General features: G+C 70.3%; 21 protein-coding genes. 20 read left to right on the forward strand and 1 reads right to left on the reverse strand.

The features are described 5' to 3' along the window. Window positions 1-5 precede the first annotated feature (5 nt). The 14 genes from rpsD (at window position 6) to nusB (ending at window position 14,063) form a co-directional block, all read left to right on the forward strand. Entirely contained in the window at window positions 6-620 is a 615-nt protein-coding gene (gene rpsD, locus RCO28_RS12070; RefSeq protein ID WP_282536095.1) for a 30S ribosomal protein S4, read from the forward strand. A 308-nt stretch (window positions 621-928) separates the two neighbouring features. Next, on the forward strand, window positions 929-1,393 hold the full coding sequence (locus RCO28_RS12075) for a DUF948 domain-containing protein (RefSeq protein ID WP_308941041.1): 465 nt from the start codon (window positions 929-931) through the stop codon (window positions 1,391-1,393). Between the two features lie 8 nt (window positions 1,394-1,401). After that, the gene (locus RCO28_RS12080; RefSeq protein ID WP_308941042.1) at window positions 1,402-1,722 is read left to right on the forward strand and encodes a DUF6167 family protein; all 321 of its coding nucleotides are present in this window, start codon (window positions 1,402-1,404) and stop codon (window positions 1,720-1,722) included. Continuing rightward, window positions 1,722-4,391 (forward strand): alanine--tRNA ligase, encoded by a 2,670-nt coding sequence (gene alaS, locus RCO28_RS12085; protein WP_308941043.1) that lies wholly within the window; start codon window positions 1,722-1,724, stop codon window positions 4,389-4,391. Before RCO28_RS12080 ends, alaS begins: the two co-directional genes overlap by 1 nt. After that, window positions 4,391-4,867 carry a Holliday junction resolvase RuvX gene (gene ruvX, locus RCO28_RS12090; protein WP_308941044.1) on the forward strand — a complete coding sequence of 159 codons (477 nt, stop codon included), beginning with the start codon at window positions 4,391-4,393 and terminating at the stop codon, window positions 4,865-4,867. The genes alaS and ruvX overlap by 1 nt, the downstream gene beginning before the upstream one ends. Before the next feature lie 119 nt (window positions 4,868-4,986). Beyond that, window positions 4,987-6,660 carry an endolytic transglycosylase MltG gene (mltG, locus tag RCO28_RS12095; RefSeq protein ID WP_308941045.1) on the forward strand — a complete coding sequence of 558 codons (1,674 nt, stop codon included), beginning with the start codon at window positions 4,987-4,989 and terminating at the stop codon, window positions 6,658-6,660. Continuing rightward, entirely contained in the window at window positions 6,641-7,483 is an 843-nt protein-coding gene (locus tag RCO28_RS12100) for a shikimate dehydrogenase (RefSeq protein ID WP_308941046.1), read from the forward strand. The genes mltG and RCO28_RS12100 overlap by 20 nt, the downstream gene beginning before the upstream one ends. Before the next feature lie 360 nt (window positions 7,484-7,843). Further along, complete coding sequence (gene aroC / locus RCO28_RS12105) at window positions 7,844-9,028, forward strand: chorismate synthase (RefSeq protein ID WP_308941047.1); 1,185 nt, start codon at window positions 7,844-7,846, stop codon at window positions 9,026-9,028. Then, window positions 9,025-9,540, forward strand: a complete 516-nt coding sequence (locus RCO28_RS12110; RefSeq protein ID WP_308941048.1) for a shikimate kinase — start codon at window positions 9,025-9,027, stop codon at window positions 9,538-9,540. Before aroC ends, RCO28_RS12110 begins: the two co-directional genes overlap by 4 nt. Next, window positions 9,537-10,622 carry a 3-dehydroquinate synthase gene (aroB, locus tag RCO28_RS12115; RefSeq protein ID WP_308941049.1) on the forward strand — a complete coding sequence of 362 codons (1,086 nt, stop codon included), beginning with the start codon at window positions 9,537-9,539 and terminating at the stop codon, window positions 10,620-10,622. Before RCO28_RS12110 ends, aroB begins: the two co-directional genes overlap by 4 nt. A 242-nt stretch (window positions 10,623-10,864) precedes the next feature. Beyond that, a complete protein-coding gene (locus tag RCO28_RS12120) occupies window positions 10,865-11,824 on the forward strand; it encodes an AAA family ATPase (protein WP_308941050.1) in 960 nt (319 codons plus the stop codon). 79 nt (window positions 11,825-11,903) lie between these two features. Then, window positions 11,904-13,010 carry an aminopeptidase P family protein gene (locus RCO28_RS12125; protein ID WP_308941051.1) on the forward strand — a complete coding sequence of 369 codons (1,107 nt, stop codon included), beginning with the start codon at window positions 11,904-11,906 and terminating at the stop codon, window positions 13,008-13,010. A 49-nt stretch (window positions 13,011-13,059) separates the two neighbouring features. Further along, a complete protein-coding gene (gene efp / locus RCO28_RS12130; RefSeq protein WP_308941052.1) occupies window positions 13,060-13,626 on the forward strand; it encodes an elongation factor P in 567 nt (188 codons plus the stop codon). 2 nt (window positions 13,627-13,628) lie between these two features. After that, on the forward strand, window positions 13,629-14,063 hold the full coding sequence (gene nusB / locus RCO28_RS12135; RefSeq protein WP_308941053.1) for a transcription antitermination factor NusB: 435 nt from the start codon (window positions 13,629-13,631) through the stop codon (window positions 14,061-14,063). A 210-nt stretch (window positions 14,064-14,273) separates the two neighbouring features. Here the strand turns inward: nusB and bldD are convergent, their stop codons facing one another. Next, a complete protein-coding gene (gene bldD / locus RCO28_RS12140; protein ID WP_282512924.1) occupies window positions 14,274-14,774 on the reverse strand; it encodes a transcriptional regulator BldD in 501 nt (166 codons plus the stop codon). Between the two features lie 217 nt (window positions 14,775-14,991). On the opposite strand from bldD, the gene pyrR reads away from it, so the two are divergent. The 6 genes from pyrR to carB all read left to right on the forward strand — a co-directional run bounded on the left by pyrR (window position 14,992) and on the right by carB (window position 22,960). Next, the gene (gene pyrR / locus RCO28_RS12145; RefSeq protein WP_308941054.1) at window positions 14,992-15,570 is read left to right on the forward strand and encodes a bifunctional pyr operon transcriptional regulator/uracil phosphoribosyltransferase PyrR; all 579 of its coding nucleotides are present in this window, start codon (window positions 14,992-14,994) and stop codon (window positions 15,568-15,570) included. Between the two features lie 90 nt (window positions 15,571-15,660). Beyond that, entirely contained in the window at window positions 15,661-16,641 is a 981-nt protein-coding gene (locus tag RCO28_RS12150) for an aspartate carbamoyltransferase catalytic subunit (protein WP_308941055.1), read from the forward strand. Window positions 16,642-16,643: 2 nt separating this feature from the next. Further along, entirely contained in the window at window positions 16,644-17,930 is a 1,287-nt protein-coding gene (locus RCO28_RS12155; protein WP_308941056.1) for a dihydroorotase, read from the forward strand. After that, a complete protein-coding gene (locus tag RCO28_RS12160; RefSeq protein ID WP_308941057.1) occupies window positions 17,927-18,523 on the forward strand; it encodes a hypothetical protein in 597 nt (198 codons plus the stop codon). Before RCO28_RS12155 ends, RCO28_RS12160 begins: the two co-directional genes overlap by 4 nt. Beyond that, a complete protein-coding gene (gene carA / locus RCO28_RS12165; protein ID WP_308941058.1) occupies window positions 18,520-19,659 on the forward strand; it encodes a glutamine-hydrolyzing carbamoyl-phosphate synthase small subunit in 1,140 nt (379 codons plus the stop codon). The genes RCO28_RS12160 and carA overlap by 4 nt, the downstream gene beginning before the upstream one ends. After that, the gene (carB, locus tag RCO28_RS12170; protein WP_308941059.1) at window positions 19,652-22,960 is read left to right on the forward strand and encodes a carbamoyl-phosphate synthase large subunit; all 3,309 of its coding nucleotides are present in this window, start codon (window positions 19,652-19,654) and stop codon (window positions 22,958-22,960) included. Before carA ends, carB begins: the two co-directional genes overlap by 8 nt. Window positions 22,961-22,971 lie beyond the last annotated feature (11 nt).

The raw sequence follows: 22,971 nt of genomic DNA on the forward strand, positions 1-22,971 counted from the left end.
AGAACGTGCCTAACCAGTCGCGTCCCAAGGTCAAGAAGTCTCGTGCGCTCGGCATTGCCCTGACGCCGAAGGCCGTCAAGTACTTCGAGGCCCGTCCGTACCCGCCGGGCGAGCACGGCCGTGGCCGCAAGCAGAACTCGGACTACAAGGTCCGTCTGCTCGAGAAGCAGCGTCTGCGCGCGCAGTACGACGTGTCCGAGCGCCAGCTCGTCCGCGCCTACGAGCGCGCCGCCAAGACCCAGGGCAAGACCGGTGAGGCCCTGGTCATCGAGCTCGAGCGTCGACTCGACGCCCTGGTCCTGCGTTCGGGCATCGCCCGCACCATCTACCAGGCCCGCCAGATGGTCGTCCACGGCCACATCGAGGTCAACGGCAAGAAGGTCGACAAGCCGTCCTTCCGCGTCCGTCCCGACGACGTCGTGACCGTGCGCGAGCGCTCCCGCTCGAAGGTCCCCTTCCAGGTCGCGCGTGAGGGTGGCTACGACACCGAGGGCGAGACCCCGCGTTACCTCCAGGTCAACCTGAAGGCCCTGGCCTTCCGCCTGGACCGCGACCCGAACCGCAAGGAAATCCCGGTCATCTGCGACGAGCAGCTCGTCGTCGAGTACTACGCCCGCTGATCCAGCAGGCGTAGCGCCCCAGCGCGCACGGCCCGCCGCATCCCCGCCCTTCCCGGCGGAGGGAGCGGCGGGCCTTCGCATGTACGGCCCGGAAACGGCGGCAACGGCCCGAAGCAACGGACGACGGCCCGGAGCAACGGGCGACGACTCGAAGCAACGGGCGACGGCTCGAAGCAGCGACGACGGCCCGGAGCGGCTGCGCCCGGAGTTATCCACAGGCGTACGGAGCGTGGGGCCCGGCGCGATAAGGTCGGACGACGACTTTCGAAGACCCCTTAGACCCCTAATGATCCAGGGAGCGGTGCGCAGTGACCGGTGGTGAGGTGGCCGGCATCCTGGTGGCGGTGTTCTGGGCGATCCTGGTCTCCTTCCTCGCCGTCGCACTGGTGAGACTGGCCCAGACGCTCAAGGCGACCACCAAGCTTGTCGCGGATGTGACCGAACAGGCCGTTCCGCTGCTCGCGGACGCGTCCGCGACGGTCCGCTCCGCGCAGACCCAGCTCGACCGCGTCGACGCCATCGCCACGGACGTCCAGGAAGTCACCTCCAACGCCTCGGCCCTGTCGACCACCGTCGCCTCGACGTTCGGCGGCCCCTTGGTCAAGGTCGCCGCCTTCGGGTACGGAGTGCGCCGGGCCATCGGCCGCAAGGGAGCCCCCCAGGCGGATGACGTGCCCGCGAAGAGCTCCAGACGTACCGTGATCGTGGGGCGAACGGTGCCTTCCTCCCGCCGGGGCAGGAGCAGCTGGGGCAACCGGAACAAGAAGGACTGAGGCCGCCGATGTTCCGCCGTACGTTCTGGTTCACCGCAGGCGCAGCCGCCGGTGTGTGGGCCACCACCAAGGTCAACCGCAAGCTCAAGCAGCTGACCCCCGAAAGCCTCGCGGCCCAGGCCGCGAACAAGGCGATCGACGCCGGCCACCGCCTCAAGGACTTCGCGCTCGACGTCCGCGACGGCATGGTCCAGCGCGAGGCCGAACTGGACGACGCCCTGGGCCTGAACGCCCCGGAGCTCCCCGAACTCCCGCCGCAGGCACGGATCGTGGCGATCGAGAACCACAACCACACGAAGTACTCGTACAACCGGAATGAGGACCACTGATGGAGTCGGCTGAAATCCGCCGCCGCTGGCTGCGCTTCTTCGAAGAGCGTGGGCACACCGTCGTGCCGTCGGCGTCGCTGATCGCCGACGACCCGACGCTGCTCCTCGTCCCCGCGGGCATGGTGCCGTTCAAGCCGTACTTCCTCGGCGAGGTCAAGCCGCCCTTCGACCGCGCGACCAGCGTGCAGAAGTGCGTGCGCACGCCCGACATCGAAGAGGTCGGCAAGACCACGCGGCACGGCACCTTCTTCCAGATGTGCGGCAACTTCTCCTTCGGCGACTACTTCAAGGAAGGCGCCATCAAGTTCGCCTGGGAGCTGCTCACCAGCTCCGTGGCGGACGGTGGTTACGGCCTCGACCCCGAGCGGCTGTGGGTGACGGTCTACCTCGACGACGACGAGGCCGAGACCATCTGGCGCGAGAAGGTGGGCGTCCCCGCCGAGCGCATCCAGCGCCTCGGCAAGAAGGACAACTACTGGTCCATGGGCGTTCCCGGCCCCTGCGGCCCCTGCTCCGAGATCAACTACGACCGCGGCCCCGAGTTCGGCGTCGAGGGCGGCCCAGCCGTCAACGACGAGCGGTACGTGGAGATCTGGAACCTGGTCTTCATGCAGTACGAGCGGGGCGAGGGCAGCTCGAAGGACGACTTCGAGATCCTCGGCGACCTGCCCAGCCAGAACATCGACACCGGCCTCGGCCTCGAGCGCCTCGCGATGATCCTGCAGGGCGTGCAGAACATGTACGAGATCGACACCTCCCGTGTCGTGATCGACAAGGCCACTGAGCTGACCGGCGTGGCCTACGGCGCCGCCAAGGATTCGGACGTCTCGCTGCGCGTCGTCTCCGACCACATCCGGACGTCCGTGATGCTCATCGGCGACGGCGTCACCCCCGGCAACGAAGGCCGCGGCTATGTGCTGCGCCGCATCATGCGCCGCGCCATCCGCAACATGCGACTGCTCGGCGCCACCGGCCCGGTCGTCAAGGAACTCGTCGACGTCGTCGTCGAGACCATGGGGCAGCAGTACCCCGAGCTGGTCACCGAGGCCCAGCGCATCGAGACCGTCGCCCTCGCCGAAGAGGCCGCCTTCCTCAAGGCCCTCAAGGGCGGCACCAACATCCTCGACACCGCCGTCACCGAGACCAAGGCCGCCGGCCACACGGTCCTCCCCGGCGACAAGGCGTTCCTGCTCCACGACACCTGGGGCTTCCCGATCGACCTCACCCTGGAGATGGCCGCCGAACAGGGCCTCTCCGTGGACGAGTCGGGCTTCCGGCGCCTGATGAAGGAGCAGCGGGAGCGCGCCAAGGCCGACGCCAAGGCCAAGAAGACCGGTCACGCCGACCTCTCCGCGTACCGCGAGATCGCCGACAACGCCGGCGCCACCGACTTCACCGGGTACTCCACGACCGAGGGCGAGTCGACCGTCGTCGGCCTGCTCGTCGACGGTGTGCCCTCGCCGGCCGCCGTGGAGGGCGACGAGGTCGAGGTCGTCCTCGACCGCACCCCGTTCTACGCCGAGGGCGGTGGCCAGCTCGCCGACACCGGCCGCATCAAGCTCGGCACCGGCGCCGTCATCGAGGTCCGCGACGTCCAGCAGCCGGTGCCGGGAGTCTCCGTGCACAAGGGCTCCGTCCAGGTCGGCGAGGTCACCGTCGGCTCCTCCGGTTACGCCACCATCGACGTGAAGCGGCGCCGCGCCATCGCCCGCGCGCACAGCGCCACCCACCTCACGCACCAGGCGCTGCGCGACGCGCTCGGCCCGACCGCCGCCCAGGCCGGTTCGGAGAACTCGCCGGGCCGCTTCCGCTTCGACTTCGGCTCGCCCAACTCCGTGCCCGGCGCGGTGCTGACGGACGTCGAGCAGAAGATCAACGAGGTCCTCTCCCGCGAACTCGACGTGCACGCCGAGGTCATGGGCATCGACGAGGCCAAGAAGCAGGGCGCCATCGCCGAGTTCGGCGAGAAGTACGGCGAGCGGGTCCGCGTCGTCACCATCGGCGACTTCTCCAAGGAGCTGTGCGGCGGTACGCACGTCCACAACACCGCCCAGCTGGGCCTGGTGAAGCTCCTCGGTGAGTCCTCCATCGGCTCGGGTGTGCGCCGCATCGAGGCCCTCGTCGGCGTCGACGCGTACAACTTCCTCGCCAGGGAACACACGGTCGTCGCCCAGCTCCAGGAGCTGGTCAAGGGCCGCCCCGAGGAGCTGCCGGAGAAGATCTCCACGATGCTCGGCAAGCTCAAGGACGCCGAGAAGGAGATCGAGAAGTTCCGCGCGGAGAAGGTCCTGCAGGCCGCCGGCGGTCTCGCCCAGGGCGCCAAGGACGTACGCGGGATCGCGCTCGCCACCGGCCAGGTGCCGGACGGCACGGGCGCCGACGACCTGCGCAAGCTGGTCCTCGACGTGCGCGGCCGCATCCCGGGTGACCGCCCGGCCGTCGTAGCGCTGTTCACCACGGCCAACGGCCGCCCGCTGACGGTGATCGCCACCAACGAGGCCGCCCGCGAGCGCGGCCTCAAGGCCGGCGACCTGGTCCGCACCGCGGCCAAGACCCTCGGCGGCGGAGGCGGCGGCAAGCCGGACGTCGCCCAGGGCGGCGGCCAGAACCCGGAGGCCATCGGCGAGGCGATCGCCGCCGTCGAGCGCCTCGTGGCCGAGACCGCGTAATGACCGCAGAGATCCGTCGCGGTCGCCGCATCGCGATCGACGTCGGGGACGCCCGGATCGGGGTCGCCTCGTGCGACCCCGACGGGATCCTCGCCACCCCGGTGGAGACCGTGCCGGGACGCGATGTCCCGGCCGCCCACCGTCGGCTCAAGGCGATCGTCGAGGAGTACGAGCCGATCGAGGTCGTCGTCGGGCTCCCGCGCTCCCTCAGCGGAGGCGAGGGCCCGGCCGCGGCCAAGGTGCGCGGCTTCGCACAGGAGCTCGCCCGCGGCATCGCGCCGGTTCCGGTGCGACTGGTGGACGAGAGGATGACCACAGTGACGGCCAGTCAGGGGCTGCGCGCCTCGGGCGTGAAGTCCAAAAAGGGCCGGTCCGTTATCGATCAGGCGGCCGCCGTGATCATCCTCCAACAGGCACTCGAGTCCGAACGGGCGTCAGGTAAAGCTCCGGGCGAGGGCGTCGAAGTGGTCATCTGATCGCGATACGGTAACGTTCCGCGCGATGCGGCGGCGTTCGAACAACCGCCGCACAGCAAAGAGGCAGTCCGGCCGGGGCAGCGCCCGACGGCTCCGGCCTCGCGGCTCGTAGGGGATCGATGACTGAGTATGGCCGGGGCTCCGGCTCCGAACCGTGGCATCCCAATGACCCGTTGTACGGGGACCAGGGATGGGAAGGACAGCAGGCCGCCGGCCCGAGTCCGTACGGCGGCCAGCCGCAGCACTACCCGCAGCAGTCACCGGAAGCGCACTACGGCGGCCGGCAGCACGGCTACCCGCAGCAGAGCACTCCGCAGGCCGACTACCCGCAGCAGGGCAGTCCGCAGACCGGCTACCCGCAGCAGAACGTTCCGCAGGCCGGCTACCCGCAGCACGACTTCAACGGCGGTTGGGACACCGGCCAGCAGACCGGCTACGACCCGTACGCCGATCCGTACGCGGGCCAGACCGCCGCGTACGGAGCCGAGCGACCCGACCCGTACGACAGCCCCGAGGCCTATCCGCCGCCGCAGCCGCCGGGCCATCGGCACGAGCCCGTCGAGGAGAACATCGACTGGGACCCCGGCCCCAACGACCGCGAGCACGCCTTCTTCGCGGGCGGCGACGATGACGACGACGCGGACGACGAGCACCCGCGCGCCTCGCGCCGGGGCGGTCGCAAGGAGCGGCGCGGCAAGGGCGGGAAGAAGAAACGCAGCGGTTGCGCCTGCCTCGTCCTCACGCTGATCTTCGCGGGCGGCATCGGCGGAGTCGGCTACTTCGGCTACCAGTTCTACCAGGACAATTACGGCAGCGGCGGCGACTACACCGGCAGCGGAACCGGCGAGAAGGTCACCGTCGACATCCCCAAGGGCGCCGGTGGTTACGTCATCGGCAACAAGCTGGAGCAGGCCGGAGTGGTCAAGAGCGCCGACGCGTTCGTCAGCGCTCAGGGTCAACACCCCGACGGCCTGACCATCCAGGCCGGCGTCTACTCGCTGAACAAGGAGATGTCGGCGAAGGCCGCCGTCGAGGCGATGCTCGACCCGAAGAGCCGCAACAACCTCATCATCGCCGAGGGCCGCCGCAACGCCTGGGTCTACGAGCAGATCGACAAGCGGCTCGAGGTCGACAAGGGCACCACCCAGAAGTACGCCAAGGAGAACTGGAAGAAACTCGGCCTGCCCAGCTGGGCCACCCAGAACATCAACGGCGACGTCAAGGACCCGCTCGAGGGCTTCCTCTTCCCGTCGAGCTATCCGGTGGCCAAGGGCCAGAGCCCCGGTGACGTACTCAAGAAGATGGTCGCGACTGCCAGTAGGGAATACGAGAACTACAACATCGAGGGCAAGGCCGAGGAACTCAAGCTCGACAACCCGCTGCAGTTGGTCACAGTGGCGAGCCTGACCCAGGCCGAAGGCAAGACCCACGCAGACTTCCGAAAGATGGCTGAGGTCGTCTACAACCGCCTCGACCCGAGCAATACGGAGACTTACCAGCTTCTTCAGTTCGACTCGTCCTTCAACTACTTGAAGGGTCAGAGCGAGATCAACATCGGTGAAGAAGAGATCAAGAGCAACAAGGATCCGTACAACACTTACACGCGGAAGGGGCTTCCCCCCGGCCCCATCGGCAACCCTGGGCAGGAAGCACTCGGCGCTGCGCTCAAGCCGACCGATGACGGCTGGCTGTACTTCGTGGCCACCGACGGTATGAGCAAGACCGAGTTCGCGAAGACGCATGACGAGTTCTTGAAGCTGAAGGAAAAGTTCAATGCAAACAACCGGGGCTGAGATTCGACGTCGGGCCGCGGTTCTCGGCTCGCCGATCGCCCACTCCCTCTCACCGGTTCTGCACAGCGCCGCGTACGCGGAACTCGGCCTGGACGACTGGGAGTACGGGCGTTTCGAGGTCGACGAGGCGGCGCTGCCCGGCTTCCTCGAAGGGCTGGGCGCCGAGTGGGCCGGGCTCTCCCTGACGATGCCGCTGAAGCGTGCCGTCATTCCGCTGCTCGACGAGATCAGCGAGACGGCCGCGTCCGTGGAAGCCGTGAACACCGTGGTGTTCGGGGCGGACGGACGCCGGACCGGCGACAACACCGACATCCCCGGCATGGTCGCCGCGCTCCGCGAGCGGGGCATCGAGCAGGTCGGGTCGGCCGCGATCCTGGGCGCAGGGGCCACGGCCTCGTCCGCGCTCGCCGCGCTCTCGCGGATCTGCACGGGCGAGATCGTCGCGTACGTACGCAGCGAGGCGCGCGCCGTGGAGATGAAGCAGTGGGGCGAGCGGCTCGACGTGGACGTGCGGACGGCCGCCTGGGACGACGCCGTCGCGGCCTTCGAGGCTCCGCTGGTGATCGCCACGACGCCCGCCGGTACCACGGACGAGCTGTCCAAGTCGGTTCCGGAACGGCCGGGCACACTCTTCGACGTGCTGTACGAGCCGTGGCCGACCGAACTGGCCGCGCGCTGGTCGATGTTCGGCGGCGCGGTGGTCAGCGGGCTCGACCTGCTCGTGCACCAGGCCGTGCTGCAGGTCGAGCAGATGACGGGCCGCTCGCCGGCGCCGCTGGACGCGATGCGGCAGGCGGGGGAGCGGGCGCTCGCGGCCGACTAGGTTCCGCCCCGCCCCCACCGCTCACCGCTCACCGCTCACCGCTCACCGCCCACCGGCCGCCGGTGGGCGGTGAAGCTGACATTCTTCGTGCTGATTCCGCACGCGCTTTCGGGCCTCGCCGGGTGCCTCGATCGGGCCGGAGGCGATGCCGGGCAGCGTCCCGCGCGACCGCCTGGGCTGCGGCGTTGCCCCACGGGACTCCCCTGTCTGCGCACGGATGCGCGAGCCGAGCGCGCGTCCGCCTGCTGGACCGGCGGCCGGGGCTCCTCCCCGGACGTGGGAGGATCTAGGCAGGCGGGCCAGGGCCGCGCACCCGGCCGCGCCGTCGCCAGAAACCAGGCGCGAGCATGAGGAGCACCGTTGAGCAGGTTGCGTTGGCTGACCGCGGGGGAGTCCCACGGACCCGCACTCGTCGCGACGCTGGAGGGTCTGCCCGCCGGCGTGCCGATCACCACGGAGATGGTGGCGGACGCGCTGGCCAGGCGGCGCCTCGGCTATGGGCGCGGTGCGCGGATGAAGTTTGAGCAGGACGAGGTCACCTTCCTCGGTGGTGTGCGGCACGGCCTGACGATGGGCTCGCCCGTCGCGGTCATGGTCGGCAACACCGAGTGGCCCAAGTGGGAGAAGGTCATGGCCGCGGATCCGGTGGATCCCGCCGAGCTGGCCGAGCTCGCCCGCAACGCCCCGCTCACGCGTCCCCGCCCCGGCCACGCGGACCTCGCGGGCATGCAGAAGTACGGCTTCGACGAGGCCCGGCCGGTCCTGGAGCGCGCCAGCGCCCGTGAGACCGCGGCCCGCGTGGCTCTCGGCACGGTCGCCCGCTCGTACCTCAAGGAGACGACCGGCATCGAGATCGTCAGCCACGTCGTCGAGCTCGCCGCCGCGAAGGCGCCGTACGGCGTCTACCCCAAGCCCTCCGACGTGGAGAAGCTGGACGCCGACCCGGTGCGCTGCCTGGACGCCGATGCGTCGAAGGCGATGGTGGCCGAGATCGACCAGGCCCACAAGGACGGCGACACCCTGGGCGGTGTGGTCGAGGTGCTCGCGTACGGCGTGCCGGTGGGCCTCGGCTCGCATGTGCACTGGGACCGGCGCCTCGACGCGCGGCTCGCTGCCGCGCTCATGGGCATCCAGGCCATCAAGGGCGTCGAGGTCGGCGACGGCTTCGATCTGGCGCGGGTGCCGGGTTCGCAGGCGCACGACGAGATCGTCGCGACCGAGGACGGCGTGAAGCGCTCCACCGGTCGTGCCGGTGGCACCGAGGGCGGCCTCACCACGGGTGAACTGCTGCGCGTACGGGCCGCGATGAAGCCCATCGCGACGGTGCCGAAGGCGCTCGCCACCATCGACGTGACGACCGGTGAGGCCGCCAAGGCGCACCACCAGCGCTCCGACGTGTGCGCGGTGCCCGCCGCCGGCATCGTCGCCGAGGCCATGGTCTCGCTCGTCCTCGCGGACGCCGTCGCCGAGAAGTTCGGCGGCGACAGCGTGGCCGAGACCCGGCGCAACGTCGAGTCGTACCTCGACAACCTGCGCATCCGGTGACCGGCCCGCGGATCGTCCTCATCGGTCCGATGGGGGTCGGCAAGACCACCGTGGGCGAGCTGCTCGCCGAGCGGCTCGGCACCACGTTCCGGGACACCGACGCCGACATCGTCGCGGCCGAGGGCCGGGAGATCGCCGAGATCTTCGTCGACGACGGCGAGCCGGCCTTCCGGGAGCTCGAGCGGCAGGCCGTGCGCGCTGCCGTCTCCGAGCACCCCGGCGTGCTCGCCCTCGGTGGCGGGGCCATCCTCGACGCCGGTACGCGCGAGCTGCTCGCCGGGCACACCGTCGTCTATCTGTCGATGGACGTCGAGGAGGCGGTCAAGCGCACCGGCCTGAACGCCGCCCGCCCGCTGCTCGCGGTCAACCCGCGCAAGCAGTGGCGCGAGCTGATGGAGGCCCGCCGCCACCTGTACACCGACGCCGCGCGCGTCGTCGTACCCACCGACGGCCGCGGGCCCGAAGAGGTCGCCGCGGCGGTCCTCGACGCACTGGAGTGGAAAGAAGCATGAGCGAGCAGCAGGTGACGCGCATCCCCGTCGGCGGAGCCGACCCGTACGAGGTGCTCGTGGGCCGTCAACTCCTCGGGGAACTGGGCGGGTTGATCGGTAAGCAGGCCAAGCGCGTCGCGGTGATCCACCCCGAGGCGCTTGCCGGGACCGGTGAGGCGCTGCGCGAGGACCTGGCAGGGCAGGGCTACGAGGCCATCGCCATCCAGGTGCCCAACGCCGAGGAGGCGAAGACCGCCGAGGTCGCCGCGTACTGCTGGAAGGCGCTCGGGCAGTCCGGTTTCACGCGCAGTGACGTCGTCGTCGGCGTCGGCGGCGGTGCCACGACCGACCTGGCCGGTTTCGTCGCGGCGACCTGGCTGCGCGGGGTGCGCTGGGTGGCCGTGCCGACCACGGTGCTCGCCATGGTGGACGCGGCGGTCGGCGGCAAGACCGGGATCAACACCGCCGAGGGCAAGAACCTCGTCGGCGCCTTCCACCCGCCCGCCGGTGTGCTCTGCGACCTGGCGGCGCTCGACTCGCTCGGCGTGCACGACTACGTGTCCGGGCTTGCCGAGGTCATCAAGGCCGGTTTCATCTCCGACCCGGTGATCCTCGACCTGATCGAGGCCGACCCGGAGGCCGCGCGCACCCCGGCCGGGCCGCACACCGCCGAGCTGATCGTGCGGTCCATCAAGGTCAAGGCCGAGGTGGTCTCCAGCGACCTCAAGGAGGCCGGCCTCCGGGAGATCCTCAACTACGGGCACACGCTCGGCCACGCCATCGAGAAGAACGAGCGGTACAAGTGGCGGCACGGCGCCGCCGTCTCCGTCGGCATGATGTTCGCCGCCGAACTCGGCCGCCTCGCCGGGCGGTTGGACGACGCGACGGCCGACCGGCACCGCTCCGTCCTGGAGTCGGTGGGGCTGCCGCTGACGTACCGCGGTGACCAGTGGCCCAAGCTCGTCGAGAACATGAAGATCGACAAGAAGTCCCGCGGCGACCTGCTGCGCTTCATCGTCCTCGACGGCCTCGGCAAGCCCACCGTTCTCGAGGGCCCGGACCCGGCGGTACTCCTCGCCGCGTACGGAGAAGTCTCCGCCTGATCGCGGTCTGCGCGTACGGAGAAGTCTCCGTCTGATCGCGGCCCCCGCGTGCGGCGAAGTGTCCGTCTGGCCGCACTCCGTCCGAAATGGCCCGGCCCGTCGGGCACTTGTGGCTCTCCCCGGCCGTTCACACAACGGCGGCCGGGGAAGGTACCGTTCGGTAAGGCCCGGGCGCCGCGACATGTCCGCCCGACGCCCGCCCGACCAGCGCCAGTTGCCTGTACGAGACGGAGTGGCACCGGATGCAGCACGCAGTGGGGAATCCGCTGCCGCCGCCCCATCAGCCGGGGCACGGACCGGCCACGGGCTGGTCCCCGGCCGCACACCACCCGGGACCCGCGGGTCACCCCGGTCCCGCCCCGCAGCAGGGTGCCCCGCATCCTCCGCCCGCTCCGGGCCCGCCGCAGCCCGCTCCCGGACCCGCCGCGCCCCCGCCCGGCGCTCCTGGACCGGCCGCTGGACCGGCCGCGCCCGCGGCCCCGCCACCGCCGCCCGCCCCCGGCTATCACGCACCGCCGCCTCAGCCCGCCCAGGCGCAGCAGCAGCCCGGTGCGGAGAACACCACCGGGCACATCCAGCTCCCGCCCGGCGGCCCCGTCGCCGTGCCGAGTCCGCCGCAGGACGCCACGCAGGGCGACACCGGTGCGACCACGCTCGCGGTCCTGCTCATCGGCCCGGCCGGCGCCGGCAAGACCTCCGTGGCCAAGTACTGGGCGGAGCACCGCCGCGTGCCCACCGCCCACATCAGCCTCGACGACGTCCGCGAATGGGTCCGCTCAGGCTTCGCCGACCCGCAGACCGGCTGGAACGACAACTCCGAGGCGCAGTACCGCCTGGCCCGCCGCACCTGCGGCTTCGCCGCCCGCAACTTCCTGGCCAACGGCATCTCCTGCATACTCGACGACGCCGTCTTCCCGGACCGCCCCGTCGTAGGACTCGGCGGCTGGAAGCGGCACGTCGGGCCCGGCCTGCTCCCCGTGGTGCTGTTGCCCGGCCTGGAGATCGTCCTGGAGCGCAACGCCCAGCGCAGCGGAAACCGCCGCCTCACCGACGAGGAAGTGGCGCGCATCCACGGCCGCATGGCCGGCTGGTACGGCTCGGGACTGCCGATCGTCGACAACTCCAGTTACGACGTCCCGACCACGGCCCGAGTCCTGGACGACGTCCTGGCCCGCGCCATCGCCAGCCCGCCCCAGTGGTAGACGCCCCCTGAACCCTCGAGCAGCCCCGGTCGGACCTGCTGGCCAGGACGGATCGCGCGCCCGCTCGTAGGCTCGATTCATGTCCGAGGTGTACGCGGCCCGCAGAGCGCGCCTGAGGGATCAGTGCACGGCCGGCGGCAGCGCGGCCGCCGTCGTCTCCCGCCCCGCCAATGTCCGCTACCTGGCCGGGGCGGCGCCCCGCGGCTCGGCCCTGCTGCTCGGGCCGCGCCTCGACCTCCTGCTCTGCCGCAGCCTGCCGACCGGTGAGCCCGACGAGGGCAGGCCGGATGAGTCGCTGCAGGTCCACATGCTGGCGGCGGCCGGAGGAGACGCCGCCGTCGCCGCCGCCGACCTCGCCGCGGGACAGGGCGCCGACTCCCTCGCCGTCGAGGAGCACCATCTGACCGTCGCCCGGCACCGCGCCCTGACCTCCGTGGCGCCCCGGCTGCGCCTGGCCGACCTGGGCTGCGCCGTCGAACAGCTGCGGCTCGTCAAGGACGACGAGGAGATCTCCTGCCTGCGCATCGCCGCCGAGATCGCCGACCAGGCCCTGGGAGAACTCCTCGAATCCATCCTCGTAGGGCGTACGGAACGTCATCTCGCGCTCGAACTGGAGCGGCGGCTCGTCGACCACGGCGCGGACGGGCCCGCCTTCCCCACCTCGGTCGGCACCGGCGTCAACTCGGGCCGCGGCACGCACCGGCCCACCGACCGGCGCGTGGAGGAGGGCGACTTCCTCTCCGTCTGCCTCGGCGCCGCCTACCGCGGCTACCGCAGCGAGATCGGCCGCACCTTCGTCATCGGCACCACCCCGGCCGACTGGCAGATCGAGCTGTACGACCTGGTCTTCGCCGCGCAACGGGCGGGCCGCGAGGCGCTCGCACCGGGCGCGGAGTACCGCGAAGTCGACCGCGCGGCACGCTCCGTACTCGACGCCGCCGGGTACACGGACGGCCTGACGCCGCTCACCGGCCACGGGGTGGGGCTGGAAAACTACGAGGACCCGCAGTTGGCCCCCGGAGCCATGGGTAAACTGGACGCTTGTGTGCCGGTCACCGTCGAACCGGGGGTCCACCTCCCGGGGCGGGGCGGTGTCCGGATCGATGACACGCTCGTCGTGCGCCCCGAGGCGGACGGCGGACCCGAGCTACTCACCATCACGACCAAGGAGCTGCTCGCGCTCTAGCGCGTACGGCCTTCGGTCCCACCAGTCCAGTCCAGGAGATTCCGCAACCGTGGCTTCCACGAACGACCTCAAGAACGGCATGGTGCTCAAGCTCGACGGGGGCCAGCTCTGGTCCGTCGTCGAGTTCCAGCACGTCAAGCCCGGCAAGGGCCCGGCTTTCGTGCGCACCAAGCTCAAGAACGTGCTCTCCGGCAAGACGGTCGACAAGACCTTCAACGCCGGTACCAAGGTCGAGACGGCCACTGTCGACAAGCGCGACATGCAGTTCTCGTACATGGACGGCGACTACTTCGTCTTCATGGACATGCAGACGTACGACCAGCTGCACATCGACCGGAAGGTCGTCGGCGACGCCGCGAACTTCCTCATCGAGGGCTTCGAGGCCACCGTGGCGCAGCACGAGGGCGAGGTGCTCTTCGTCGAGCTGCCTGCCGCCGTCGAGCTCGTCATCCAGGAGACCGAGCCGGGCGTCCAGGGCGACCGCTCCACCGGCGGCACCAAGCCCGCCATCCTGGAGACCGGCCACCAGATCAACGTGCCGCTCTTCATCACCACCGGCGAGAAGATCAAGGTCGACACCCGCGACAGCAGCTACCTCGGCCGGGTGAACAGCTAACCGTGGCCGCCCGTAACACGGCCCGCAAGCGTGCCTTCCAGATCCTCTTCGAGGCAGACCAGCGCGGCACCGACGTCCTGACCGTCCTCGCGGACTGGGTGCGCCACTCGCGCAGCGACACCCGCCAGCCGCCGGTCAGCGAGTTCACCATGCAGCTGGTCGAGGGGTACGCGGAGAACGCCGCCCGGATCGACGAGCTCATCGCGCAGTACGCGGTGGACTGGACCCTCGACCGCATGCCGGTCGTGGACCGGAACCTGCTGCGGCTCGGCGCCTACGAGCTGATCTGGGAGGACGGGACGCCCGACGCCGTCGTCCTCGACGAGGCGGTGCAGCTCGCCAAGGAGTTCTCCACCGACGAGTCGCCGGCGTTCATCAACGGTCTGCTCGGCCGCCTGAAGGACCTCAAGCCGACCCTGCGCAGGGACGAGGCCTGAGCGGACTTCACGGTTCTCTCATCGACGAGGGGCCCACGGCGCATACGCGCTGTGGGCCCCTCGTCGTGCGCCACCGATACGAGAAAGCCGCCGGGCCGTCCGTCCGAGAAAAGCCGCCGGGCCGTCGGTACGAGAAAAGCCGCCGGGCCGTCGGGAAGATCGCTCTTCCCGACGACCCGGCGGCACGTTTCTGCTCAAGGCTGAGGCGGCTCAGGCCTCTTCGTGGGTGACCGCGCGACGCGCGTCCGCGTCCAGGACGCCCCAGCTGATCAGCTGCTCGGTGAGGACCGAGGGGGACTGGTCGTAGATCACCGCGAGGGTGCGCAGGTCGTCCTGGCGGATCGAGAGCACCTTGCCGTTGTAGTCACCGCGCTGGGACTGGATCGTCGCCGCGTAACGCTGCAGCGGGCCGGCCTTCTCCTGCGGGACGTGGGCCAGGCGCTCCAGGTCGAGGACCAGCTTCGGCGGCGGCTCGGCGGCACCGCCGGGCGTCGTGCCCGGGAGCAGCTCCTGCACGGGGACGCCGTAGAAGTCCGCCAGCTCGGCGAGGCGCTGCACGGTCACGGCGCGATCGCCGCGCTCGTAGGAGCCCACCACGACGGCCTTCCAGCGGCCCTGGGACTTCTCCTCGACACCGTGGAGGGAAAGGCCCTGCTGGGTGCGGATGGCCCGGAGCTTGGCCCCGAGCTGTTTGGCGTATTCGCTGGACATATAGCTCCCCGGACGCTGCATTCTGCGGCCTCGACCGCGTGCCTGTGACTCACTGTGAGATTACGCAGCGTTACTTGTCTGCGTCAAGCCGAATGGTCCGTACCGGCCTTCCGGGGGCCTGTGAACTGCGGTGTTGCCGCTGCTGCTAAGCTGGCTGGCGCAATCTCGACGTCCTTTAAGGTCCGTCCCGTGAGGCGGAGAAGGAGGTCCGTTTCGTATGGACACCAATAGCGGTTCCGAAGTCGCGCGGCCGGTTCTCGAAGGCCCCGACATCGCACGGGTGTTGACCCGTATCGCCCACGAAATCGTCGAACGCGCCAAGGGTGCCGACGATGTGGTGCTTCTCGGCATTCCGACCCGCGGCGTATTTCTCGCCCAGCGGCTCGCCGCCAAGCTCGCGGAGATCACCGGCTCCGAGATCCCGGTCGGCTCCCTCGACATCACCATGTACCGCGACGACCTGCGGATGCACCCGCCGCGTGCGCTCGCCCGTACGGAGATCCCGGCCGACGGCATCGACGGCCGCCTCGTCGTCCTCGTCGACGACGTGCTGTTCTCCGGCCGGACCATCCGCGCCGCGCTCGACGCTCTGAACGACATCGGCCGGCCGCGCGCCGTGCAGCTCGCCGTCCTCGTCGACCGCGGCCACCGCGAGCTGCCCATCCGCGCCGACTACGTCGGCAAGAACCTCCCCACGTCGCTGCGGGAGACGGTCAAGGTCCAGCTCGCCGAGGAGGACGGTCGCGACACCGTGCTGCTCGGCGAGAAGCGGACCGCCCCGGTCGGCGAGCAGTAGCACCCCGGATCCACCCGTGTGCGTCCGGTGTGCGCCACTGCGCGCCCTCATGCCTGAAAAAGTTCTGAACTCCCCTTTGGAGCCTGCCCGATGATGCGCCACCTCATCTCGGCCGCCGACCTCTCCCGCGACGACGCCGTCCTGATCCTCGACACCGCCGAGGAGATGGCCCGCGTCGCGGACCGGCCGATCAAGAAACTGCCCGCCCTGCGCGGACGGACCGTCGTGAACCTCTTCTTCGAGGACTCGACGCGTACCCGGATCTCCTTCGAGGCCGCCGAGAAGCGGCTCTCCGCGGATGTCATCAACTTCGCCGCCAAGGGATCGAGCGTGTCGAAGGGCGAGTCCCTCAAGGACACCGCCCAGACCCTCGAAGCCATGGGCGTCGACGCGGTCGTCATCCGGCACGGTGCCTCCGGCGCCCCGTACAACCTGGCGACCTCCGGCTGGATCGACGCCGCCGTGATCAACGCCGGTGACGGCACCCACCAGCACCCCACGCAGGCGCTGCTCGACGCATTCACCATGCGCCGCCGCCTGATCGGACCCGACGCCGGGCTCGGCCAGGACCTGGGCGGCAAGCGGATCACGATCGTCGGCGACGTCCTGCACAGCCGGGTCGCCCGCTCCAACGTCGACCTGCTGCACACGCTCGGCGCCGAGGTCACCCTCGTCGCGCCGCCCACCCTGCTGCCCGTCGGCGTGGACAGCTGGCCCTGCGAGGTGTCGTACAGCCTCGACCAGGTGCTCGCCAAGTCCGACGCCGTGATGATGCTGCGGGTGCAGCGGGAGCGGATGAACGCCGCGTTCTTCCCGACCGAGCGCGAGTACGCGCGGCGGTACGGGCTCGACGGCTACCGGATGGCGAAGATGCCGGAGCACGCCATCGTGATGCACCCCGGCCCGATGGTCCGCGGCATGGAGATCACCGCCGAGGTCGCCGACTCCGAGCGCTGCACGGCCATCGAGCAGGTCGCCAACGGCGTGCACACCCGTATGGCCGTCCTCTATCTGCTGCTCGGCGGCAACGAACCCGCCGGCGCCACCACCCGTACCGAGGAGAGCAAGTAATCATGAGCAAGATCCTTATCCGTGGTGCCAAGGTCCTCGGTGGCGAAGCGCAGGACGTGTTGATCGACGGCGAGACGATCGCCGAGGTCGGTACGGGACTGAGCGCCGAGGGCGCGACCGTCGTCGAGGCCGACGGCCAGGTGCTCCTTCCGGGCCTCGTCGACCTGCACACGCATCTGCGCGAGCCCGGCCGTGAGGACTCCGAGACCGTCCTGACCGGCACGAAGGCCGCCGCGCGCGGTGGCTGGACCGCCGTGCACGCGATGGCCAACACCTTCCCCGTCGCCGACACCGCCGGCGTCGTCGAGCAGGTCTGGCGGCTCGGCAAGGAGTCCGGCTACTGCGACGTGCAGCCGGTCGGCGCCGTCACCGTCGGCCTGGAGGGCAAGCAGCTCGCCGAGCTCGGCGCCATGCACGACTCGGCCGCGGGCGTGAAGGTCTTCTCCGACGACGGCAAGTGCGTCGACGACGCCGTGATGATGCGCCGCGCCCTGGAGTACGTGAAGGCCTTCGACGGAGTCGTCGCGCAGCACGCCCAGGAGCCCCGGCTCACCGAGGGCGCCCAGATGAACGAGGGCACCGTCTCCGCCGAGCTGGGCCTCGGCGGCTGGCCCGCCGTCGCCGAGGAGTCGATCATCGCCCGCGATGTCCTCCTCGCCGAGCACGTCGGCTCCCGCGTGCACATCTGCCACCTGTCGACCGCCGGTTCGGTCGAGATCGTGCGCTGGGCCAAGTCCCGCGGCATCGACGTCACCGCCGAGGTCACCCCGCACCACCTGCTCCTCACCGACGAGCTGGTGCGTTCGTACAACCCGGTCTACAAGGTCAACCCGCCGCTGCGCACGGAGAAGGACGTCATGGCGCTGCGCGAGGCGCTGGCCGACGGCACCATCGACATCGTCGCCACCGACCACGCCCCGCACCCGCGCGAGGACAAGGACTGCGAGTGGGCCGCCGCCGCCATGGGCATGGTCGGCCTGGAGACCGCCCTGTCCGTGGTCCAGCAGACGATGGTCGACACCGGGCTGCTCGACTGGGCGGGCGTCGCCCAGCGGATGTCCGTCAACCCGGCGAAGATCGGCCGCCTTGAGGGCCACGGCCGGCCCGTCTCGGCAGGCGAGCCCGCCAACCTCACCCTGGTCGATCCGGCATACCGTGGAGCGGTGGACCCCGCGGGCTTCGCCTCCCGCAGTCGCAACACCCCCTACGAGGGCCGCGAGCTGCCGGGTCGCGTCACCCACACCTTCCTGCGGGGCCGGGCCACGGTCATCGACGGGAAGCTGGCGTGAGCACACCTTGGATTTTCGCCGCCGAACAGAAATCGGCGGAAGTGACGGACTGGGCCGCGCGCATCGGCTGGCTCGTCGGACTCGCGCTCTTCGTGGCGCTCGTCTACTGGCTGATGCGCCAGGGCTGGAAGTGGCGCGGCACGCTCCAGGGCGATCTGCCCGAGCTGCCCGCGCTGCCGACCGAGCCCGGCCCGGCGAGACTTGAGCTGAGCGGCCGGTACCACGGCTCCACGACCGCCGGGCAGTGGCTCGACCGCATCGTGGCGCACGGACTCGGCACCCGCAGCCGGGTCGAGCTGACCCTGACGGACGCGGGACTGAGCGTCGTACGCCCCGGAGCCGGCGACTTCTTCGTCCCAGCCGGGCAACTGCGCGAGGCCCGGCTCGACAAGGGCATTGCGGGCAAGGTCCTCGCCGAGGGCGGCCTGCTCGTCGTGACCTGGGCGCACGGCGACAAGCTGCTCGACTCCGGCTTCCGCTCCGACCACGCCGCCGAGCACACGGCCTGGGTCGAGGCCATCGACTCCATGACCAGCACCACCACCGAGACCAGCAACACCACCGACAACACGACGGAAGGCGCCGCACGATGACGACCTCCACCCGGGGAGCCAAGACTCCCGCCGTACTCGTCCTGGAGGACGGCCGCATGTTCCGCGGCCGCGCCTACGGGGCCGTGGGGGAGACCTTCGGCGAGGCCGTGTTCTCCACCGGCATGACCGGCTACCAGGAGACCCTGACGGACCCCTCGTACCACCGCCAGGTCGTCGTGATGACCGCCCCGCACGTCGGCAACACCGGCGTCAACGACGAGGACCCCGAGTCCGGACGGATCTGGGTGTCGGGCTATGTCGTCCGCGACCCCGCCCGCGTCCACTCCAACTGGCGCGCCCAGCGCTCCCTCGACGAGGAGCTGCGCGCCCAGGGCGTCGTCGGCATCTCCGGCGTCGACACCCGCGCGCTGACCCGGCACCTGCGGGAGCGCGGCGCGATGCGCGTCGGCATCTTCTCCGGCAACGCGCTCCCCGACGAGGGCACCATGCTCGCCGAGGTCCGCCAGGCCTCGGAGATGAAGGGCGCGAACCTGTCCGCCGAGGTGGCCACCAAGGAGACGTACGTCGTCCCCGCGATCGGCACCAAGAAGTTCACCGTCGCCGCCGTGGACCTCGGCATCAAGGGCATGACCCCGCACCGCATGGCCGAGCGCGGCATCGAGGTGCACGTGCTGCCCGCGACCGCCACGGCCGAGGACATCTACGCCGTGAACCCCGATGGCGTCTTCTTCTCCAACGGGCCGGGCGACCCGGCCACCGCCGACCACCCGGTCTCCGTGATGCAGGCGGTCCTCGCGCGCAAGACCCCGCTCTTCGGCATCTGCTTCGGCAACCAGATCCTGGGCCGCGCCCTCGGCTTCGGCACGTACAAGCTGAAGTACGGCCACCGCGGCATCAACCAGCCGGTGCAGGACCGCACCACCGGCAAGGTCGAGGTCACCGCGCACAACCACGGCTTCGCCGTCGACGCGCCCCTCGACAAGGTCTCCGACACGCCTTACGGGCGCGCCGAGGTCTCCCACGTCTGCCTGAACGACCAGGTCGTCGAAGGACTGCAGCTGCTCGACCAGCCGGCCTTCTCCGTCCAGTACCACCCCGAGGCGGCGGCCGGACCGCACGACGCCGCGTACCTCTTCGACCGCTTCGTGAATCTGATGGAGGCCGAGCGTGCCTAAGCGCACCGATATCCAGTCCGTCCTGGTCATCGGCTCCGGCCCGATCGTCATCGGCCAGGCCGCCGAGTTCGACTACTCCGGCACCCAGGCCTGCCGCATCCTCAAGGCCGAGGGCCTGCGGGTGATCCTGGTCAACTCCAACCCGGCGACGATCATGACCGACCCGGAGATCGCCGACGCCACCTACGTCGAGCCGATCACCCCCGAGTTCGTCGAGAAGATCATCGCCAAGGAGCGCCCCGACGCGCTCCTGCCCACCCTCGGCGGCCAGACCGCGCTCAACACCGCGATCTCCATGCACGAGCAGGGAGTCCTCGAGAAGTACGGCGTCGAACTGATCGGCGCCAACGTCGAGGCCATCAACAAGGGCGAGGACCGCGACCTCTTCAAGGGCGTCGTCGAGGAGGTCCGCAAGAAGATCGGCCACGGCGAGTCCGCCCGCTCGTACATCTGCCACTCCATGGACGACGTCCTCAAGGGCGTCGAGGAGCTCGGTGGCTACCCCGTCGTCGTCCGCCCCTCCTTCACCATGGGCGGCGCCGGCTCCGGCTTCGCGCACGACGAGGAGGAGCTGCGCCGCATCGCCGGCCAGGGCCTCACGCTCTCCCCGACCACCGAGGTGCTCCTGGAGGAGTCCATCCTCGGCTGGAAGGAGTACGAGCTGGAGCTGATGCGCGACAAGAACGACAACGTCGTGGTCGTCTGCTCCATCGAGAACTTCGACCCGATGGGCGTGCACACCGGCGACTCGATCACCGTCGCACCCGCGATGACGCTCACCGACCGCGAGTACCAGCGCCTGCGTGACGTCGGCATCGCGATCATCCGCGAGGTCGGCGTCGACACCGGCGGCTGCAACATCCAGTTCGCGATCAACCCCGAGGACGGTCGCGTGATCGTCATCGAGATGAACCCGCGCGTCTCCCGGTCCTCGGCGCTCGCCTCCAAGGCCACCGGCTTCCCGATCGCGAAGATCGCGGCCAAGCTGGCTGTCGGCTACACGCTCGACGAGATCCCCAACGACATCACCGAGAAGACCCCGGCCTCCTTCGAGCCGACCCTCGACTACGTCGTCGTGAAGGCCCCGCGGTTCGCCTTCGAGAAGTTCCCGAGCGCCGACTCCACCCTCACCACCACCATGAAGTCGGTCGGCGAGGCCATGGCCATCGGCCGCAACTTCACCGAGGCGTTCCAGAAGGCGCTGCGCTCCCTGGAGAAGAAGGGCTCGCAGTTCACGTTCGTCGGCGAGACCGGCGACAAGGCTCTTCTTCTGGAAGAGGCCGTCCGTCCGACCGACGGCCGGATCAACCTCGTCATGGAGGCCATCCGCGCGGGCGCCACCCCCGAGGAGGTCTTCGACGCCACGAAGATCGACCCCTGGTTCGTGGACCAGCTCTTCCTGATCAAGGAGGTCGCGGACGAGCTCGCCGAGGCCCCCGAGCTGACCAAGGACCTCCTCGCCGAGGCCAAGCGGCACGGCTTCTCCGACCACCAGATCGCCGAGATCCGCGGCCTGCGCGAGGACGTCGTCCGCGAGGTCCGGCACGCCCTCGGCGTCCGCCCGGTCTACAAGACGGTCGACACCTGCGCCGCCGAATTCGCCGCCAAGACCCCGTACTTCTACTCCTCGTACGACGAGGAGACCGAGGTCGCCCAGCGCGAGAAGCCCGCGGTGATCATCCTGGGCTCGGGCCCGAACCGCATCGGCCAGGGCATCGAGTTCGACTACTCCTGCGTCCACGCCTCCTTCGCGCTCAGCGACGCGGGCTACGAGACCGTGATGGTCAACTGCAACCCCGAGACCGTCTCCACGGACTACGACACCTCGGACCGCCTCTACTTCGAGCCGCTCACGCTCGAGGACGTCCTGGAGATCGTGCACGCCGAGCAGCAGGCGGGCCCGCTCGCCGGCGTCATCGTGCAGCTCGGCGGCCAGACCCCGCTCGGCCTCTCGCAGGCCCTGAAGGACAACGGCGTCCCGGTCGTGGGCACTTCGCCCGAGGCCATCCACGCCGCCGAGGACCGCGGAGCCTTCGGCCGGGTACTCGCCGAGGCCGGTCTGCCCGCCCCGAAGCACGGCACCGCGACGACCTTCGCCGGCGCCAAGGCCATCGCCGACGAGATCGGCTACCCGGTCCTCGTCCGCCCGTCGTACGTCCTCGGCGGCCGCGGCATGGAGATCGTGTACGACGAGGCCCGCCTCTCCGCGTACATCGAGGAGTCGACCGAGATCAGCCCCTCGCGGCCGGTCCTCGTCGACAAGTTCCTCGACGACGCCATCGAGATCGACGTGGACGCGCTCTACGACGGCGAGGAGCTGTACCTCGGCGGCGTCATGGAGCACATCGAGGAGGCCGGTATCCACTCCGGCGACTCGGCGTGCGCGCTGCCCCCGATCACCCTCGGCGGCTTCGACATCAAGCGGCTTCGGGCCTCAACGGAGGGCATCGCCAAGGGAGTCGGTGTCCGCGGGCTCATCAACATCCAGTTCGCGATGGCCGGGGACATCCTGTATGTCCTCGAAGCCAACCCGCGTGCCTCGCGCACCGTCCCCTTCACCTCGAAGGCGACCGCGGTGCCGCTCGCGAAGGCCGCCGCGCGCATCTCGCTCGGCGCCACCATCGCCGAGCTGCGCGCCGAGGGCCTGCTCCCGGCCGAGGGCGACGGCGGCACGCTCCCGATGGACGCGCCGATCTCCGTCAAGGAAGCCGTCATGCCGTGGTCCCGCTTCCGCGACATCCACGGCCGCGGCGTCGACACCGTCCTCGGCCCGGAGATGCGCTCCACCGGCGAGGTCATGGGCATCGACTCGGTCTTCGGCACGGCGTACGCCAAGTCGCAGGCCGGTGCGTACGGGCCGCTGCCCACCAAGGGCCGTGCGTTCATCTCGGTCGCCAACCGCGACAAGCGCTCGATGATCTTCCCGGCGCGTGAACTCGTCGCCCACGGCTTCGAGTTGCTCGCCACGTCGGGTACGGCCGAGGTGCTGAAGCGCAACGGCATCAACGCGACCGTCGTGCGCAAGCAGTCCGAGGGCGAGGGCCCGAACGGCGAGAAGACCATCGTCCAGCTCATCCACGACGGCGCGGTCGACCTCATCGTCAACACCCCGTACGGCACCGGCGGCCGCCTCGACGGCTACGACATCCGTACGGCGGCCGTGGCCCGCAGCGTGCCGTGCCTGACGACGGTGCAGGCGCTCGCCGCCGCCGTCCAGGGCATCGACGCGCTCAACCACGGTGACGTGGGCGTGCGTTCACTGCAGGAACACGCCGAGCACCTGACCGCGGCCCGCGACTAGCGATCGGGGAG

This window comes from Streptomyces sp. LHD-70 (genome assembly GCF_031157275.1).
GTDB lineage: Bacteria > Actinomycetota > Actinomycetes > Streptomycetales > Streptomycetaceae > Streptomyces.